This is a genomic window from Actinoallomurus purpureus (genome assembly GCF_024055795.1).
Lineage (GTDB): Bacteria > Actinomycetota > Actinomycetes > Streptosporangiales > Streptosporangiaceae > Actinoallomurus > Actinoallomurus purpureus.
In genome coordinates this window covers 352,215-367,839 of record NZ_JAMXMY010000002.1, presented here as the reverse complement: position 1 = coordinate 367,839, position 15,625 = coordinate 352,215, and the positions used below count along the sequence as shown (strand labels likewise).

Annotated in this window: 20 protein-coding genes; 7 read left to right on the top strand and 13 right to left on the bottom strand. The window is 70.4% G+C overall.

The features are described from left to right. The first annotated feature begins 3 nt into the window (after positions 1-3). Positions 4-534: a DUF1697 domain-containing protein gene (locus tag NE236_RS06450; protein WP_252840878.1), complete on the top strand. Its 531-nt coding sequence runs from the start codon at positions 4-6 to the stop codon at positions 532-534. Positions 535-581: 47 nt separating this feature from the next. Here the strand turns inward: NE236_RS06450 and NE236_RS06445 are convergent, their stop codons facing one another. Further along, positions 582-2,018: an MFS transporter gene (locus NE236_RS06445; protein ID WP_252840877.1), complete on the bottom strand. Its 1,437-nt coding sequence runs from the start codon at positions 2,016-2,018 to the stop codon at positions 582-584. A 148-nt stretch (positions 2,019-2,166) separates the two neighbouring features. On the opposite strand from NE236_RS06445, the gene NE236_RS06440 reads away from it, so the two are divergent. Continuing rightward, positions 2,167-3,090, top strand: a complete 924-nt coding sequence (locus tag NE236_RS06440; protein WP_252840876.1) for a helix-turn-helix domain-containing protein — start codon at positions 2,167-2,169, stop codon at positions 3,088-3,090. A 96-nt stretch (positions 3,091-3,186) separates the two neighbouring features. Here NE236_RS06440 and NE236_RS06435 read toward each other — a convergent pair whose 3' ends face one another. The 3 genes from NE236_RS06435 to NE236_RS43335 all read right to left on the bottom strand — a co-directional run bounded on the left by NE236_RS06435 (position 3,187) and on the right by NE236_RS43335 (position 5,474). Continuing rightward, positions 3,187-3,846, bottom strand: coding sequence for a VanZ family protein (locus tag NE236_RS06435; RefSeq protein WP_252840875.1), 660 nt, complete (start codon positions 3,844-3,846; stop codon positions 3,187-3,189). Between the two features lie 100 nt (positions 3,847-3,946). Continuing rightward, the gene (locus tag NE236_RS06430) at positions 3,947-5,191 is read right to left on the bottom strand and encodes a serine hydrolase domain-containing protein (protein WP_252840874.1); all 1,245 of its coding nucleotides are present in this window, start codon (positions 5,189-5,191) and stop codon (positions 3,947-3,949) included. A 151-nt stretch (positions 5,192-5,342) separates the two neighbouring features. After that, positions 5,343-5,474, bottom strand: a complete 132-nt coding sequence (locus NE236_RS43335; protein WP_289849966.1) for a hypothetical protein — start codon at positions 5,472-5,474, stop codon at positions 5,343-5,345. Positions 5,475-5,478: 4 nt separating this feature from the next. On the opposite strand from NE236_RS43335, the gene NE236_RS06425 reads away from it, so the two are divergent. Continuing rightward, positions 5,479-5,844, top strand: coding sequence for an ATP-grasp domain-containing protein (locus tag NE236_RS06425; protein ID WP_252840873.1), 366 nt, complete (start codon positions 5,479-5,481; stop codon positions 5,842-5,844). Positions 5,845-5,872: 28 nt separating this feature from the next. Here NE236_RS06425 and NE236_RS06420 read toward each other — a convergent pair whose 3' ends face one another. The 3 genes from NE236_RS06420 to NE236_RS06410 form a co-directional block, all read right to left on the bottom strand. Continuing rightward, positions 5,873-6,325, bottom strand: coding sequence for an ATP-binding protein (locus tag NE236_RS06420; RefSeq protein WP_252840872.1), 453 nt, complete (start codon positions 6,323-6,325; stop codon positions 5,873-5,875). A 55-nt stretch (positions 6,326-6,380) separates the two neighbouring features. After that, on the bottom strand, positions 6,381-6,920 hold the full coding sequence (locus NE236_RS06415) for a helix-turn-helix domain-containing protein (RefSeq protein ID WP_252840871.1): 540 nt from the start codon (positions 6,918-6,920) through the stop codon (positions 6,381-6,383). A gap of 285 nt (positions 6,921-7,205) precedes the next feature. Next, positions 7,206-8,657, bottom strand: coding sequence for an ATP-binding protein (locus NE236_RS06410; protein ID WP_252840870.1), 1,452 nt, complete (start codon positions 8,655-8,657; stop codon positions 7,206-7,208). Positions 8,658-8,880: 223 nt separating this feature from the next. On the opposite strand from NE236_RS06410, the gene NE236_RS06405 reads away from it, so the two are divergent. Beyond that, a complete protein-coding gene (locus tag NE236_RS06405; RefSeq protein WP_252840869.1) occupies positions 8,881-9,171 on the top strand; it encodes a hypothetical protein in 291 nt (96 codons plus the stop codon). A gap of 399 nt (positions 9,172-9,570) precedes the next feature. Here NE236_RS06405 and NE236_RS06400 read toward each other — a convergent pair whose 3' ends face one another. Genes NE236_RS06400 through NE236_RS43330 form a run of 3 tightly spaced genes read right to left on the bottom strand, consistent with a single transcriptional unit; the run spans position 9,571 to position 10,969 of the window. After that, positions 9,571-10,182, bottom strand: a complete 612-nt coding sequence (locus NE236_RS06400; RefSeq protein WP_252840868.1) for a hypothetical protein — start codon at positions 10,180-10,182, stop codon at positions 9,571-9,573. Then, positions 10,179-10,748 (bottom strand): class I adenylate-forming enzyme family protein, encoded by a 570-nt coding sequence (locus tag NE236_RS06395; RefSeq protein ID WP_252840867.1) that lies wholly within the window; start codon positions 10,746-10,748, stop codon positions 10,179-10,181. Before NE236_RS06395 ends, NE236_RS06400 begins: the two co-directional genes overlap by 4 nt. After that, positions 10,658-10,969: a hypothetical protein gene (locus tag NE236_RS43330; RefSeq protein WP_308209053.1), complete on the bottom strand. Its 312-nt coding sequence runs from the start codon at positions 10,967-10,969 to the stop codon at positions 10,658-10,660. Before NE236_RS43330 ends, NE236_RS06395 begins: the two co-directional genes overlap by 91 nt. Here NE236_RS43330 and NE236_RS44985 point away from each other — a divergent pair. The 3 genes from NE236_RS44985 to NE236_RS06375 are packed head-to-tail and all read left to right on the top strand — an operon-like array spanning position 10,912 to position 12,905. Next, a complete protein-coding gene (locus tag NE236_RS44985) occupies positions 10,912-11,301 on the top strand; it encodes an MFS transporter (protein WP_372494263.1) in 390 nt (129 codons plus the stop codon). The two genes, NE236_RS43330 and NE236_RS44985, sit on opposite strands and share 58 nt — an antisense overlap. After that, positions 11,259-11,990 (top strand): MFS transporter, encoded by a 732-nt coding sequence (locus tag NE236_RS06380; protein ID WP_252840865.1) that lies wholly within the window; start codon positions 11,259-11,261, stop codon positions 11,988-11,990. Before NE236_RS44985 ends, NE236_RS06380 begins: the two co-directional genes overlap by 43 nt. 3 nt (positions 11,991-11,993) lie before the next feature. Further along, positions 11,994-12,905, top strand: a complete 912-nt coding sequence (locus NE236_RS06375; protein ID WP_252840864.1) for a LysR family transcriptional regulator — start codon at positions 11,994-11,996, stop codon at positions 12,903-12,905. Here the strand turns inward: NE236_RS06375 and NE236_RS06370 are convergent. The 3 genes from NE236_RS06370 to NE236_RS06360 all read right to left on the bottom strand — a co-directional run bounded on the left by NE236_RS06370 (position 12,893) and on the right by NE236_RS06360 (position 15,426). Continuing rightward, entirely contained in the window at positions 12,893-13,906 is a 1,014-nt protein-coding gene (locus tag NE236_RS06370) for a glycoside hydrolase family 113 protein (RefSeq protein ID WP_252840863.1), read from the bottom strand. The genes NE236_RS06375 and NE236_RS06370 overlap by 13 nt on opposite strands. 34 nt (positions 13,907-13,940) lie before the next feature. Further along, entirely contained in the window at positions 13,941-14,654 is a 714-nt protein-coding gene (locus NE236_RS06365) for a VC0807 family protein (protein WP_252840862.1), read from the bottom strand. Positions 14,655-14,793: 139 nt separating this feature from the next. Continuing rightward, positions 14,794-15,426 carry a hypothetical protein gene (locus tag NE236_RS06360; protein WP_252840861.1) on the bottom strand — a complete coding sequence of 211 codons (633 nt, stop codon included), beginning with the start codon at positions 15,424-15,426 and terminating at the stop codon, positions 14,794-14,796. Positions 15,427-15,625 lie beyond the last annotated feature (199 nt).

Sequence of the window (15,625 nt, the reverse complement as noted above, 5' to 3'; positions counted from 1 at the left end):
CCCGTGGCCCGCTACGTCGCTCTCCTGCGCGGAGTCAACGTCGGCCGCGACACCAAGGTCGCCATGGCCGACTTCAAGGACGTGCTGGCCGCGCTGGGTCACACCGACGTCCGGACCCACCTGAACAGCGGCAACGCCGTGTTCACCGGGCCGGAGGCGCCGACGGAGCGGATCGCCGCCGCGATCGAGGGCCGTCTCGCCGCGGCCGTGGGCCGTACGGTGCCGGTGATGGTACGGACGGCGGCGGAGCTGCGCGCGATCGTCGAGGGCAACCCGCTGGAGGTCCGGGACCCGGCCAGATTCGCGGTGGCGTTCCTGGCCGAGGCCCCGGCCCCCGAACGGCTGCGCGCCCTCGATCCGGCGGAGTTCGCCCCCGAAGAACTCAGGTTGGGCGAAAAAGAGCTCTATCTTTACTTCCCGGACGGGCTCGGCCGGGCGAAGCTCCCCGCGATCCTCGACAAGCGCCTCGGCGTCCCGGCGACCCTCCGCAACGGGAACACCGTCCTCAAGCTCCTGACCCTGTCGGAGGACTGATCAGGACGGCGCGTCCCCAGCTCTCCGCCACGGAAACAGGGCACCACTCAGCGGGCGGCGCGGCGGCGGAGGAAGGCCGCCGTGAGCAGCGCGCCGGCGAGCACGATCGCCGCATTGACGAGCACGGCGAGCCGTACCCCGCCGAGGACGGCCTCGGCGCGCGTGTGGGAGCCGCCGAGCGCGCCCGTACGCGCGGTGGCGATCGCACTCATGATCGGGATGCCGATGGTGATCCCGATCTGCTGCGTCATGGTCGCCAGCCCCGTGGCCAGCCCCTGCTCGCCGTCGGGCAGCCCGGACGTCGCGGTGACCATGAAGGCGACGATCGCGAGCATGTTGCCCACGCCCCCGACAAAGGTCGCGGCCAGGAACAGCGCGATCCAGCGGTGAGCGTCGCCGAGCGCGACCAGTGACGCGGTCGCGACCGCCTGGACGACGAACGCGCCGACCAGCACCCGGTACATCCCCAGGCGGGCGATCACCCGGGCGCCGAGGAGACCGCCGGTGACGGTCCCCGCGCCGAGGACGCCGAACGCCAGCCCGGTGGCCAGGGGCGAGTAACGGAGCACCTCCTGCAGGTACAGCGTCATCAAGAAGACGAGGGAGGTCTCGGTGAGGAAGGCGATGAGCCCTGCGGCGTTGCCCCACACCACCGTGCGCCGCCGGAGGATCCGTACCGGCAGGAGCGGGTCCGCCGACCGCGCCTCGGCGAACCAGAAGGCCACCAGCAGCGCCGCGGCAGCGGCCAGAGAGACGAGTGCGGCCGGAGCGGTCCAGCCACGCTCCCCCGCCGCGGTGACGCCGTAGACGAGTGCGAGCAGCCCGGCCGTCACCGTCAGCGCGCCCGGGATGTCCAGGCGCATCCTCCGGGCGGCCCGGCCTCCGGCGATCAGCTTCGGCGTGGCGGCGAGGATGAGCACCGCGATGGGCACGTTGACCAGGAAGGCCCAGCGCCAGCTGAGCAGGTCGGTGAGTACGCCCCCGAGGACGGCGCCCGCAGTGAAGCCCGCGGACATCAGCGCGCCGTTCAGCCCGAGCGCCCGGTCCCGCAGTGACCCCTCCGGGAACGAGGTGGTCAGCAGCGACAGCGCCGCCGGTGTGCTGATCGCGGTGGCGACGCCCTGCAGCACCCGCCCGGTGAGCAGCATCGCGGGAGAGACCGCGAGGCCGCCCAACAGCGATCCCACGGCCAGCAGCGCCATACCGGTCAGGAACATCCGCCGCCGGCCGAACAGGTCGGCGACCCGCCCCGACAGCAGCGTGAGACCCGCCGCGGGCAGCGCGAATCCGGTCGCGACCCACTGGAGGCCGTGCAGGCCGATGCCCAGTCCGTCGCCGACGGCGGGCAGGGCGACATTGAGGATCGAGAAGTCGACGGCCAGCATGAACTGCGCGCCGAGCAGCAACACTAGGACCATGCGCTGACGCGCCGTCATCCGGGCCCGGTCCCCGGTCCTTCCGTTGATCTCTTCCAGAACGGCCATGACCGTCCCTTTCCATGATGGGAGTTCGTTCGGGAAGAGACTCCGGCGCGCGGCGGGCCGTACCCAGCCCCCTGTCCCGCGTACGCCCCGGATTCGTACCACTGGCAGGGTCAGGATCCGGGCCGGAGGCGGCGCCATACTGATGGACATGGACAAGCGGGCGGAACTGGGGGAATTCCTGCGGTCACGTCGCGCGCGGCTGCGGCCGGAGGACGTCGGGCTGACCCACTACGGCGGCCGGCGCCGCGTCCCGGGGCTACGGCGTGAGGAACTCGCGCAGTTGGCCGGGGTCAGCGTCGCCTACTACACGCGGCTGGAGCAGGGGCAAAGCCAGAACGCCTCCGACGCCGTCCTCGACGCGATCGCCCGTGCGTTGAACCTCGACGAGGGCGAACGCGCGTACCTGCACGGCCTCGCCCGTCCCACCCCGGCCGCGCGCCGACGCCCCCGCCCGGAACGGATCCGCCCCGGCGTACGGCTGATGATCGAGTCCTTCGGGAACGTCCCCGCCATGGTCATCGGGCGGTGCACCGACGCCCTCGCGTGGAACCGGATGGCCCACGCGCTGCTCGCCGGGCACCTGGACGTCGAGGCTCCCGAACGCCCGGCCGACCGGCCGAACATGGCGCGGCTGCTGTTCCTCGACCCGCACACCCGCGAGCTGTACGCGGACTGGCGGAAGAAGGCGCGCGACGCCGTCGCGTACCTCCGTCTGGCCGCCGGCCGCTACCCGGACGACCCGGCGCTGACCGCGCTGGTCGGCGAGTTGGCGATGAAGAGCCCGGAGTTCGCCGCACTGTGGTCCGCCCACCCGGTGGGCGACTGCGCGTACAACACCCGCGAGTACCGCCACCCGCTGGTCGGCGCGTTCACCTTGTCCGAGGAGGTCATGCCCCTCCCTGACGACCAGGGCCAGCGCGTCATGGTCTGGAACGCCGAGCCGGACTCCCCCTCCGAGGCGGCCCTGCGCCTCCTCGCCGACCTGTCCACCGAGACCACCGATCGTCGGAACGCGAGCGTCACGGTAGGACAGGTCGGGGCAGGCACCCGCGCACGGTGGCGCCCCGCCTGATCACCGCCTCGACGTGCGGAACGACCGGTGAACCGACGATCATGGCGTCGTCGGCCAGGTAGGGGCTCGTCCTCCACGATCAGTACGCGCATGCACTCAGTCTGCAGGTGTCGATACCAGCGCGGGGCGAGGCTGGTCCGACGGCACCTCCGCCGCTGTGCGCCACCAGTGGCGCGATGCCAGCGCGGCCAGCACGGCGCCGGCGGCGTTGACCAGGACGTCATCCACGGAGGACACCCGGTCCAGCCGCAGGACGTACTGTGCGGTTTCGACCAGGGCTGAGCAGCCTGCCCCGAGCATCAGGATCCGCGGCACGGACGCCAGCGCCGCGAACCGCATCGGAGCGAAGAACCCCAGCGCCGCGAAGATCAGCAGGTTGCCGCCGATCCCGACCGGCCCCATCGTGACCAGGTCCCGCAGCGGGATCAGGTTCACCCGGCCGGGGACGATGCCGGCCCCCGGGCCCGGCATCAGGGTGATCCATACGAACGGCACCGTCCCGTAGACCATGCCCACCTCGGCCAGCGACATCCGCCACGCCGAGGTGACGCCGGCGGCACGCCGACGGAGCGTCAGAGCGCACACCACCAGAGCGGGCAATGGCAGCCCGACCAGCATCATGAGCAGCACACCGTTTTCCGTGTCGAAGCAGCCGTGCCACCGCCCGGCCATACACGCCGGAGCGGACATCATGAGCGGCCGCCGCACGGTGAACATCGCGCCCGCCAGGCCGAGGATTGCCAGGCCGACGAGCACGATTCTGCGCGTGCGGCTGGGTGGTGCTGACAGGTTCAGGCCGTTGCGGTGGCGTATGCGGTTTTGGATACGCCCGCGATACACGGAATCCTCCGGTAGCTCAGCCACCCGACCCCCCGCCGGCCGGAGCCCCGGTGATGGCTTGCATCTCCTGCCCGATCATCTCCTGCAGCGGCACGCCGTCGCAGTTGCCGAGGATGACACCGACCCAGCCGGTGTACGGGTAGATGTCCCAGTTGGCGCTGACACCGGGATTGCCACCGGCGCGCTGGTACATCCACTGGCCGTTGACGATGGAGACCGGAATCCCGTACGCCCCGAACGACGCCGGTCCATGGGGGATCTTCGCGGCGGTGAGCACGTCGGCCCAGGGCCGGTCCAGCACCGTGCCGTCCCCCAGCGCGCGCGCGAACCGGACCAGATCCGGCGCGGTGGCAAAGCCGCCGTCCCCGGGGGCATCGATGAAGGCGCGGCCCGGATTTTTGCCGAGTACGTTCGGGTCCGGGCTGCTCTTGTCCAGGTTGCGGACGGCGTCCACCACGCTGCCGTCGGCCAGCGTCATGTACGGGTGCGCGATGTGCTCGTCGGTGAGCCACTGCGGCCTGGTGTAGAACGCCGAGCCGGTCATGCCGCAGCGCTTGAAGATGTTCTCCTGCACGTAGTCCCAGTACGTCTTGCCGGTCACGGCCTCCACGACCAGCGCGGAAATGGTGACCTCCGCCTCCGCGTGGGCGGTGTCGGGAACACCCGGGACGCCCACCAGTTTCGCCTGCCGGGCCCGCTGCTCGTAGTACTCGTGCACCTCATCCCGGCTCTGGAAGACGCGTTGCACGTCCTCATCCGGGCTGTCCAGCCCGGAGGTGCCGGACAACAGGTGGTGGATGGTCACCTGCTCGGCGATCTCCTTGGCGAAGCCCTCCAGATGAGTGCCCACCGTGTCCGACAGCTTCATCTTGCCCTGCTGCGCCAACTGCAAGATGGCCACCGCGTAGAACGGCTTGCCCGCCGAACTGAGGCTGAACGCGGTGCCCTCGTGGTTGGCGATCCCCTTCTCCTCGTCGGCCATGCCGTAGCTGCGCGACAGGACAGTCCGGCCCTGATGCGCCAGCAGCACCACGCCGGAGAACTTGCCCTCGGCGGCCAGCTTCGCCACGTACCGGTCATAGGCTCCGCCGGGCAGGGTGTCCGGCGGGATCGGGTCGTCGTCGGTTGGGGCCGAGTCGGCGCGGCCGGGCTGGGCGCCCACCAGCGACGACGCGCCGGCCGCCACCACGCCGGCCGCCGCCAACCCGCTCCACCCGAGCAGCCGCCGCCGGTCGACACCACGTACGGAATCCGAGTCCATGATCACAGTCCTTTCCCGATGGACGAACTGACCATTGATGCGCTGTGGTCCATGCCTCCACCGAACACGCAAGACTGTTGCGGTGGCGTATGCGATTTTCGATACGTCCGCGATACACGTTCCGGGAAGATCACTGGTCGTCGTACCGAGGTCAGCCCGGCGCGAGTGACTGGTTCGCGGTGTCGAAGGCATAGCTCCGACCGGTCGATGGGCTCATATCGTTCAGGGCCAGGTCACGCAGATAGGCGGTGACCGGCTCGATCTCGACGCCATCGGCATCCACGACGATGAACGGCGGCAGGCTGGTCGTCCCTGCGACGACTTCACCCGCCGAAGAAAGGGCTGCTCGAGACGGCCAGACCCGGACCGCGCCGCTCGACACGCAGCCCCGGCGGGCGGCGGTGCTGGGCTTCGCCCGGGATCTGCTGGCGGAGTACAGGCACACCCTGCCCGGTGCGATCGTCGTCGACGTCGGCACGATCCAAGAGCCCTCAGGGAACGAGCGCTGGGCGGTCGTCGAGGCGAACGGCGCGTGGGGCAGCGGCTGCTACGCCTCCGATCCGCACCGCGCGGTCGACGTGGTCCTGCACTCCACCGTCCCGGTCGGTGCCCTGTCCGACCACGACCGCCACTTCGTACGACGCACCGGCTGACCCGAGGGCCGTGGTGACCGCGCCCGCCTCAGTCCGTCATCTCCTCCGCCAACGGCCGGACGTCGAATCCGCCCGCGCCGTCGATCCGGACCTCACACAGTGCGTCGAAGCCATCCGATCGCCGGGGACACCGCAGGCGTTTGCGGGTCGCGAAGATGCCGACGGCGGGCACCCGTTCCCTTCCGGCGCGGGACGCGTTCCGCCGCAGCGAACCGGCCACGTCGGGAGGGAACCAGTAACCCACGACCTTCGCCCCGTGCCTCCGCGCGGCCTCGGCCAGCGGCCGCCACTCCTCGGGCGAGGGATTGGTGTTGTCGACGGCGATGTCCCGACCCGCCGCCAGCGCCTCCTCGACGAGCCGCATCTGGCGCTGCTGCCGCCGCCGCGCATTCGGGAAGCCGTCCTTGCTGACCTGCACGTACGCGGGCGCCAGCCGCTGCCGGTAGAACGTCGTCTTCCCCGACGCCTGCAGCCCGATCAAGATGGCGAGCGTAGGCATCCGGAGACCCCACCTGCTCCCTTGAGCGCGTGGTCCGTCATAGACACCGGTCTACCGCATCGAGCCGTCCTCGACTCACTCGTGACGCATCCAGCAGCGCGACAAGCCAGGGCGGATCGTCGCGTCGCAGGATCTCCTGCCGGGCCATCCGGGTCGCGACCAGCTGATCCACTGCGTCCGGTCTTTGTCCGGCACTCACTACCGTGCGCATGTGCTCCTCCGTCTGCAGCAGACCAGGGATCAGGAAGTTCTGGTACGTCTTGATGGAGGAAGCGATGCCCTCGTATTCCTCGTACTCCCAGAAGCTCGGCGCCGGCCCCGATTCGCGTTTGATGGCGGCGTACAGGCCTTCGAAGAACTCGCGGATGTCGAAGGCCTTGTCCAGGCCCTTTGAGAGGCGACGGGTCGGGGGGCGGTAGCAGTTCTCGACGTGGCCGATGAGCTTGTCGGACACCATGACCGCGGGGTGCCCGCCGAGTTCGCCCTGGGTCAGCTTGCGCTCGGCGCGCAGCCGCTTCAGCTGGACCGCGTAGAACGCGCGGGCGGAGGACTTCGGGTCGATGGGCTCGTTGCTCATGGAGGGGGCTCCGGACAGGTGGAGTGCTCGATCTTCACTTGGAGCGTTCGCTATGTAGCCGAGAGTAATTCGACGTGCGGGTCAAGGTCCTCGACAAGGGAGGCGACACCCTTCCGCACTACGTCCACGACCCGTACGGCGAAGGCGGACGCAGCCTCCCGATCATGCAGGCCCTGGCTGATGACTGGGGCTTCGAGGTGGCGGGAAACGGCCAGGTGGTGGTCTTCCGCCGTCAACAACGGCGGCAAGGATCGAAGCCGCGCCGCGCTTCGGACCCGACTCGGCTCAGGTCGCGTACAGCCGCTCCAGGTCGACGAGGAGGATGCGGTCGCGTTTTGCTGCGGCGTGGAGTTCGTCGTCGAAGCCTGTGCCGGAGTAGCACGCGAGCCAGGTCTCCGATGTGTCGTATCCCTTCACCGAGAGCAGGTCACGGGCCCGCCGCAGCCGGTCCAGATGACGCAGCCCCATCGTGACGCCCCACTTGGCCTCGCCGAGCGACAGGATCCGCCGATCTTCAGAGGAGGAGAGGACCGCGACGTCGATCTCGATCTGGGTCTTGCCGACCGGATCCGCGACGGCTCCGGCCACGACCTCCCCCGGCATGTCGCCGAAGACGTCGTCGTCGGCCCGCGCTGCCCATTCTCGGCACATGGCTTCGAAATGCGGCCCGACGACCTGCGACAGGAACGTCGGACGACTGCGCTGCCACACCTGCCGCGCCTGGCGCTGCTCCAGTTGCGTCCACGCCCGGCGCATCACCGCCTCATAGAAGGTGATGAGCGGTTCGGTGATGCGGAAGCGGGATCGGCGCGCGTGAAATGGGTCGGCCTCACGGGCGATGAGCCCGGAGTCCTCCAGGACATTCAGAGGATGCACGAGTTCCGACGACTTACGGCCGATGTAGTTCGCTATCCCGCCGCGCGTGGCGTTCCCCGTGGCGATCGCGCCGAGCACCGAGTTGTACAGTGCCGGGTCCCGCACGTCGGTCTCCTCGGCCAGCAGGTAGCGAGCCTCGCGGAAGAGCGGCACCGACGGGCTGAGAACCGTTCGCACGACCCAGTCGTCGAAGTCGGCCAAGGATTCCGGCGCGTCACCTCCGACGAACTCCTGCCGGTACGCGGGCGTCCCGCCGACGACCGAGTGCACCAGCACCGCGAGTTTGGGATCGTCGATCTGCCAGAACTCCGCTGCGGTCCGATAGCCGAACGGGTTGACGAGGAGTTCCATGCTCGCCCGGCCTCGAAGGGGCGCGTTCGCTGCGAGCAGCCGCCCCATGACGGACATCGACGAGCCACACAGCAGGAAGCGCGAGCTGGTCTCCCCGGGACGCGACGCGAGTTCGTCGAGCCTTCTTTGGAAGATCGATGGGATGGCCGAGTCCGCCTTGATGAGATACGGGAACTCATCAATGATCGCCAATCCGTCGCCCACGGTCTCGCTGAGCACCCGGAGTGCGTCGGTCCAGTCGTCCAGCGCGTACGGCGCTCGGCTCCCCGCATGCTCGGCGAGGGCGACGCCGAACTCGCGCAGCGAATCTCTCGCGGTCGCCTCGACGGCGGTGAAGTAGAACCCGCCGGCGGCCTCGGCCAACGCGCGGAGCAAGAAGGTCTTCCCCTGCCTGCGTCGGCCGCTGACCAGCCCCAGCCGGGCATGCGGACTCACCGACGTCGCGAACCGGGCCAGCGCCGACCACTCGTACGAGCGGTCGAAGACCCGTTGTGGCTTGGTGAGCGGCATCTGACCACACTAGCGTAACTGTACTTATGATAACTGTACCTATCATAAGTACAGTCACCACTGGATGCGGGCACCAGATACACCGATCTGTTCCGTGCCGCCTCTGGCTCAGTGGATCGATGCCGACCCCGTTGACCACTTAGGGTAGTCGATCGGTTGCTCGGGGAATTAAGCCGGCGGAAGTCGCGCACGGCGACCCCGCCATCCGAGGAGACACCCCCAAATGCGACGCATCGCCACGGCGCTCGGCGCCCTGCCCATCGCCGGCCTGCTCACCCTGACCGCCCCCGCAGCCGCGCACGCGGCCACCGGAAAACTGATCATCAACCACAAGACGTACAACAACCCCAGCGGCTGCTACGACAGCGACAGGCGGCCCCTGCGGGTCAGCAACAAGACCGACCAACCCGCCCTCATCTTTAACAAACCCAACTGCAAGGGCTGGCCCGCCTGGGTCCTCCGTCCCGGCAAGAGCATCGTCTGGGAGTCCGGGGCCAGCGTCCGAATCAATTAACCCAGCGGCCGGGCCAAGGTCGCCGCTCCGCTCCAGGGCACCTCACAACATCCGGGGCGTTCCTCTCCAATCGCGAGGGGAGCGCTCCTAGACGATTTATTCCAAGGGATTCTCGGTGTCGGTAGGCGGTGCTTTGGGCACCGATGAGAGCCGGTGCGGCCCATCACAGTCGCGCCTCGGCCGTCTCGTTCCGGCGTTTCTACTGAGGCGATAAATATCTCGCCTCAGTAGAAACTCCAGAGAAGACACCCACGCCTCCCTCGCGCGATTCGCCCGGAATGCAGAGTTTCCGCCAAGGATGCCGCGACGCCGATTCACGGCCACCGGACCACCTACGCCTTGGAATCAATCGTCTAAACGAGGGGCGGGCAGCGGATCAGGGCGGGTCGGCGATGCCCATCAGGAGGCGGCAGGCCGGGTCGCCGGTGCGGAGGCAGGCGGTGGCGCAGTTGCGGGTGAGCTCGACCCCCAGTCCCTCCGACCAGCCGGCGTGGATGTCCGTGCACGGGCACTCGTAGCCTCTAGGGAGCCGGCCATCCGGACCATGGTGACGGCGAAGTTCTGCCGCATGGTCAGCTCGATCTCCCCGTCGGCGACGACTGTCGTACCGCCGTCGCGCAGCTCGCTCGGGAACATCCACTCCGAGCACGCGTCGTACCGGCGGCGCAGCTCCTCCATGTCGGCGGCCGGTCCGCCGCCGAACTGGCGGCGGACCCGCTTGCCGACGTTGACGGCCACATAGCGGAGGGCCTCGGCGTTGATCTCGTTGGCGGCGGCGTGCCCGAAGCGCTTCGCCACGCCCTGGTACCAGCGCGCGTCGTGTAGCCACCACTGCCGGTACACGTCCATCGGACGCGGACGTGGGACGGCCGGATCCGCGCCGCCCGCCGGGCACGGGCGCGCGGCAGCCGGGTACACGCTGTCCGCCGGGCTCGGGCGCCGGTCCGGCGGTTCGGTGTCCTCCGCCGCCGAGCGGACACCGTTCGCCGGGCCCGTTCCCTTCATGGTCACCGCGACGCTCCGCCGAACTCGCCGGCGGCGACGCGGGCGCGGAAGCGTTCGCGCATTTCGCGCTTGAGCACCTTGCCGGTGGCGCCCTTGACCACGTCGCTCGCGTCCATGCGCAGGGCCCCCGTCAGCGGCGGCAGGCCGCCCGCCTCCAGCACCCGGTTGACCCCGGCCGTCCAGGCCGCGTCGTCCGCCTCCTCCGTGCCGGGCCTGACCTGGAGGAGGACGTAAGCGTCGGCCAGTCCGTCGCCGTCCCAGTCGGCGCGCACGCCCTCCGGCGCGACGGCGACGACGGTGCAGTCGTCCAGGTCGGACAGCTCGCGCAGCAGGAGTTCCTCGGTTCGGGTGCTGAAGACGATCCCGGCGGCGGTGCGGATGGCGTCCGGCGCGCGGTCGAGGTGGTAGAAGTTGCCGTCCTCGTCGCGGTAGGCGAGGTCGCCGGTGAGCCAGTAGCCGCCGAGCCGCAGCCGGTGGAAGGTCAGTGAGTCGTTCCAGTATCCGGGGGTGAGCGTGGGTGAGCGTACGCCGAGCCGGCCGACCTCGCCGGGCGGCAGGGGCCGGCCGTGCATAGCCGGTGTTCGGTGTCGGAGCCGAGGTTCACGTGCACGCTGACGGCGTCGGCTCCGAGCCGTACGGCCTCCTCGACCTCGCCGACGAGCACCTTGGCGTCGGCGTCGGCGGCGTAGGCGGTCCCGGCGCTCAGGTGGACCACGAGCGCACACCTCCGCCTCCCTGGTCTTCGCCGCGGGCAGCTTCGCCAGCGGCGCGCTGGCCGACCGCTACGGGCCACGCCGCGTCCTCATCGCCGGGCTGGCGACCCTGGCCGCCGCATCGGTGCCGGCGGCGTTCTCCACCGGCGCCACTGAGCTGATCGCGGCCCGGGCCTGCATGGGGGCGGGCGGAGCCCTGATCACGCCGGCGACTCTGGCGATCGTCACGCGCGGCACCGCGCCCGCCGTCCGGACCCGCGCGATCGCGGTCTGGGCGTCCTCGGGCGGGGTGGCCGTCGCGCTCGGACCGGTGGTGGGCGGCCGGTCTTCGTTCTCGTCCAGCGGGCGCGGGCCGGGTCCGCCCTCGACGTGCGCCTGTTCACCGAGCCGCGGTTCGCGGGCGGCAGCGTGACGCTGCTGCTCCTGTTCTTCGGCCTGGCGGGACAGCTCTTCTACTGCGCGTTCTACCTGCAGGGGGTCCACGGGCTGTCCGCCCCGGCCGCGGGCGCCGTCATGATGTCCGCCGCGGGCGGCATCGTCCTCGGCAACCAGGTGTCGCCGGCGGTCGTACGGCTGCTGACCGTCCGCTGGGCCGCGGTGACCGGGATCGTCCTCGCCAGCGCGACGTTCGGCTGCTACGTCGGGTTCGGCGCGGACACTTCCGTGGCCTGGTTCGTGGTGATGCTGGTGGTCCAGGGGGCCGCCGTCGGGCTGGTGGTCGCGCCGATGACCACCGAGATGATGGCCGTCCTGCCGCCCGCCCAGACCGGGGCCGGCGCGGCCGTCAGCGCGGCGACGAGGCCGGTGGGCAGCACGCTCGGGGTCGCGGTGCTCGGCTCGGTGCTCGCCGCCGGCTACCACCGGGCGATCCTGCCCGCGGCCCCGGGCCTGCCTCCCCGGCTACGGGAGCGGGCGCTGGACTCGGCGGAGGAGACCCGCGCCCTGGCGAGGTCGTTGCACCGGCCCGAACTCCTCGCCGCCGCGGACCATGCCTACCTGCACGCCATGCGCGTCACGGCCGCGTGGACGGCGCTGCTGTCCCTGGCCGGGGCCGTGCTCGTCATCGGATTCTTCCGGCCACGGAGATCGGAACTGGGGTAGGACGTGGACATCGCGCTGCGCCACTTGCGGGTCGTGCTCACCGTCGCCGAGGCGGGCAGCATCAGCCGCGCGGCCACCACCTTGAAGATCGCGCAGTCCGGCCTGACGACGCAGCTCAGGCGCATCGAGCAGGGATTCGGCGGACCGCTGTTCCGCCGCCGCGCGGACGGGGTCGTCCCGACCGAGCTGGGCGTGCACGTGCTGGGCCGGGCGAGGGAGCTCCTCGACGAGTTCGGTGACCTCGTCGACACGGCGAGGACACTGGCCCGGCCGGCGGAACCCGCGGAGGCCGTCGCGCTGGGCGGAGTGGACGGGCCGTGGGTGCTCCGGATCGCCGCGCTGATCCGGGACCGGCTCCCCCACCACGAGCAGCTGACCTACCTGGAGTCGTCCTCCCAGGCGGTGCTGGACCTGCTGCGCACCGAGAAGATCGTGCTCGCGGTCATCGGCGAGTTCCCGGAAGTCGTGGCGCCCCCGGTGCGGGAGTTCCGGATCCGGGAGCTCGGCACCGAACCGGTCCTGGTCGGGCTCGCGCCGACGCACCGGCTGGCCCACCGGAAGGCGATCGCGCTCGAGGACCTGGCCGGGGAGACGTGGATCGCCCCCGGCGACCGCTCCGACGGCCTGGGGCTGAGTCTGCGCATCGCATGCGAGCGCGCGGGTTTCACGCCACGGTTCCGGTACTTCGGCGCCGATCAGGCCACGGCGGCGGCGATCGTGAGCGGTGGCGACGCGGTCGGCGTGTTCACCGCGACCGGCGGCTCCTGTCCGGGCATCGTGACCAAACCGCTGGAGGACGGCCGGCTCTGGTGCCGGACGCGGATGGCCTGGACCGCCGGGTCGCCGCTGGCCGGACTCGCGGCGGCGCTCGACGTCGGCGCGTTACGCGGCCGTGGGGTCCGTCAGCCGGCGTAGGCGGCGGCGAGGGTGTGGAAGGACTCCTTCGGCTCCCAGGCCATGTCGGGATAGGCGGTCCCGTGGCCGTTCTCCAGGACCTTGACGACGCCGTACGCCGCCAGGTCGAGGTCGTGGACGGGGTCGCCGGGACGGTGCGGGAGGTCGTAACCGGCGAACGTGAACCAGAACGCGCTGTCCACGCCCTCCCGTTCGAAGATCTCCAGGAGTTCGCGCATGTACGCCGACTGCTCGGCCTCGTCCCGTACGTAGACGCCGTCGAGGCGGGGCGGGTCCGACTCTCGGTCGGCGATCATCCAGCCGGTGCCGCCCCGTGCGGCGGCGCCCTGGTAGGCGCAGCAGCCGAACTCGGTGATCGCGACCGGCTTTCCGTGGGTGAAGTGCGAGCGGAGCTCCTCGACGTACCGTCCGGCGTTCTCCTCGGCGCGGTAGCCGTCGATGGAGACGATGTCGAAGGGCGTCCAGTCGATCCTCTCCCAGGGGCCGGAGGCGTACGTGATCCGGCCGCCGAACCGGTCGCGGGCCGCCTCCACCGTCTCGGCGAAGAAGGCGTTCACCTTGCCGAGGACGTCACCGAACGTCGCGTACACGGCCGGGTCGCCGGAGGTCAGGGCGGCGATCCGCGCGTAGACGTCATCGCCGGGCAGGAACCCGGTCGCGAAGAGGCTGACCTCACAGCCGGTGACCAGCACGGTCTCCGTGCCCCGGCGGCGAATGTCCTCGGCCCGCTCGGCGCAGTCGGTGAACAGGTCCAGCATCCGCTCCGGCGTCAGCTCGCAGGGGAACGGCGCGAACCAGACCTCGAGGCCGGCCGCGGCGGCGTGCTCGGCGGCGACGGTCAGCCGCTCGGGGTCACCCCCGGAGATCCGTACGGCGGTGCAGTGCAGGTCGTCGGCGATGATCCGCATCTCGCGGCGTACGACGTCGGGCTCGAAGATCGACCGGGAGGACTCTCCGCCGGGGAAGAAGCCCGTGTCGTAGTTGATGCCCTTGGCGCGCATGGTCGTTGTTCCTTCGGGTTCGCGGGTCGGCGGGTCAGGACGCGGTCTCGGCCTCGATCATCTTCTCGATCGGCTTGACCGCGACGCCGCCGACGAGGATGCCGATCGCGATCGCGCCGAGCAGGAAGACGGTGGACAGCCACACCATCGTCGAGATCGGCAGGGTGAACGCGCCGGCCAGCCGGGCGACGCACTCACCCAGCAGCGCGGCTCCCCAGATCAGGCTGTAGGTGCGCTCGAGGCGGCGGAACGCCGGCGACCCGGCGGACAGCCGATCCCAGGCCGCGATCTTCGCGGCGTCGCTCTTCGTGATGAAGGGCCTGAGGCCGGCGGACATCAGCGGCCGGCCGCGGAAGGCCATCACGATCATGGTCAGGCCGATCACGCTGCTGACGCCGGAGTCCTTGGCCATCATCAGCCGGGCGTCGCCGGTCACGAAGCTCAGCGCGATCCCGGCGACGTTGACGAGCAGCATGAGGCCCGCGAGACCGTTGAACACCCGGTGGCGGATGGCACCGACGACCGCGCGCACCGCCGGGACGACGCTGCTCAGCGCGAGCGAGGTGACCAGGTCGACGCCCAGCCCCTTGTGCAGCAGGTAGTACGAGCCCGTCGGGAGGGCGATGTCGACGACCAGCGGCTTGAGGTTGCGGACCAGTTCCCCGCCGTTGGACCGCGCGGGCTCCGCCGAAGCGGCGTCCTTCGCGCCGGACCGGCCGGCCGTGGCGGGGGCGGTGATCTGCGCCATGTTCGTTCCTTCGCTCGGCTTCGCTGTTGATACAAGCCTCGCGGGAACGGAGGGTCGCCCGGCAGATCCATCGATCCACGGTCGACCGGTACGAATGTCACGGCGCCGTCCGGTCCGGGGATCGGTGCCGCTCCGCCGGTCAGTCGCCGGTGCTACGGCCGCCGTGCCTGCCCTTCGCGCACTTGCTCGGGTTGTCGCGCAGGCAGACCTTGCCGCCGCCGACGCGCAGGCCGACGTCGTCGTACGCGGTGACCCACCGGACCGCGATGGCCCGCTGTGCCTTGGCGAGCGGGACGAGACCGGAGCAGACCGCGTCGTTCAGTTTGTGCTCGACGGCATCCTTCGGGTTGGGGATGTGCCCGGGCTCGACCCACAGGTTGCGGGGGTCATCCGGCGCGCCACCGAGTTCGAGGGGGACCAGGTGGTCGTACTCGCCCGCGACGTCCCGGCCGAGGCTGTAGGAGCGGGCCGACTTGGCCTTCATGACGCGGGTCACCGAGGACGGCGGCCGGACGGTCGCCGTCCAGCCGACCTTGCAGATGGTCCGGTCGATGTTCGACTGCTTCACGTCGGCGTTGATGGCGCCGGGCGTGCAGTCATGGTCCGGAAGCGGCTGGTCGTTGCGGCTGCCGACCTTGCAGGTGCCCGGGGAGGGCATCGGCGCGTCCGGATTGCCGACCGGCAGCTTGCTCCCGGAGGCCGAGGCGGGCGCGCCACCGCCGCCGCTCGTCGGCGATGCGCCGTTCGGGCTGCATCCCGCGGCGAGCACCACCGGGAAGATGATCGAAACCGCTCCTACGTGTCTCCGCCAGCGCCGCAGCATCGTCACACCACCCCAAAGCTTTTTTGGTACTCCTTTGCCCGCTTATGACGGATGAATGCTGCCATAAGGTTCATCACGGGGCGTGACAGTAATTACGGGAGCGTTGCGGAAAAATCCGGCGACTGAGCGGTCAGGCGGCGTCGGGTCA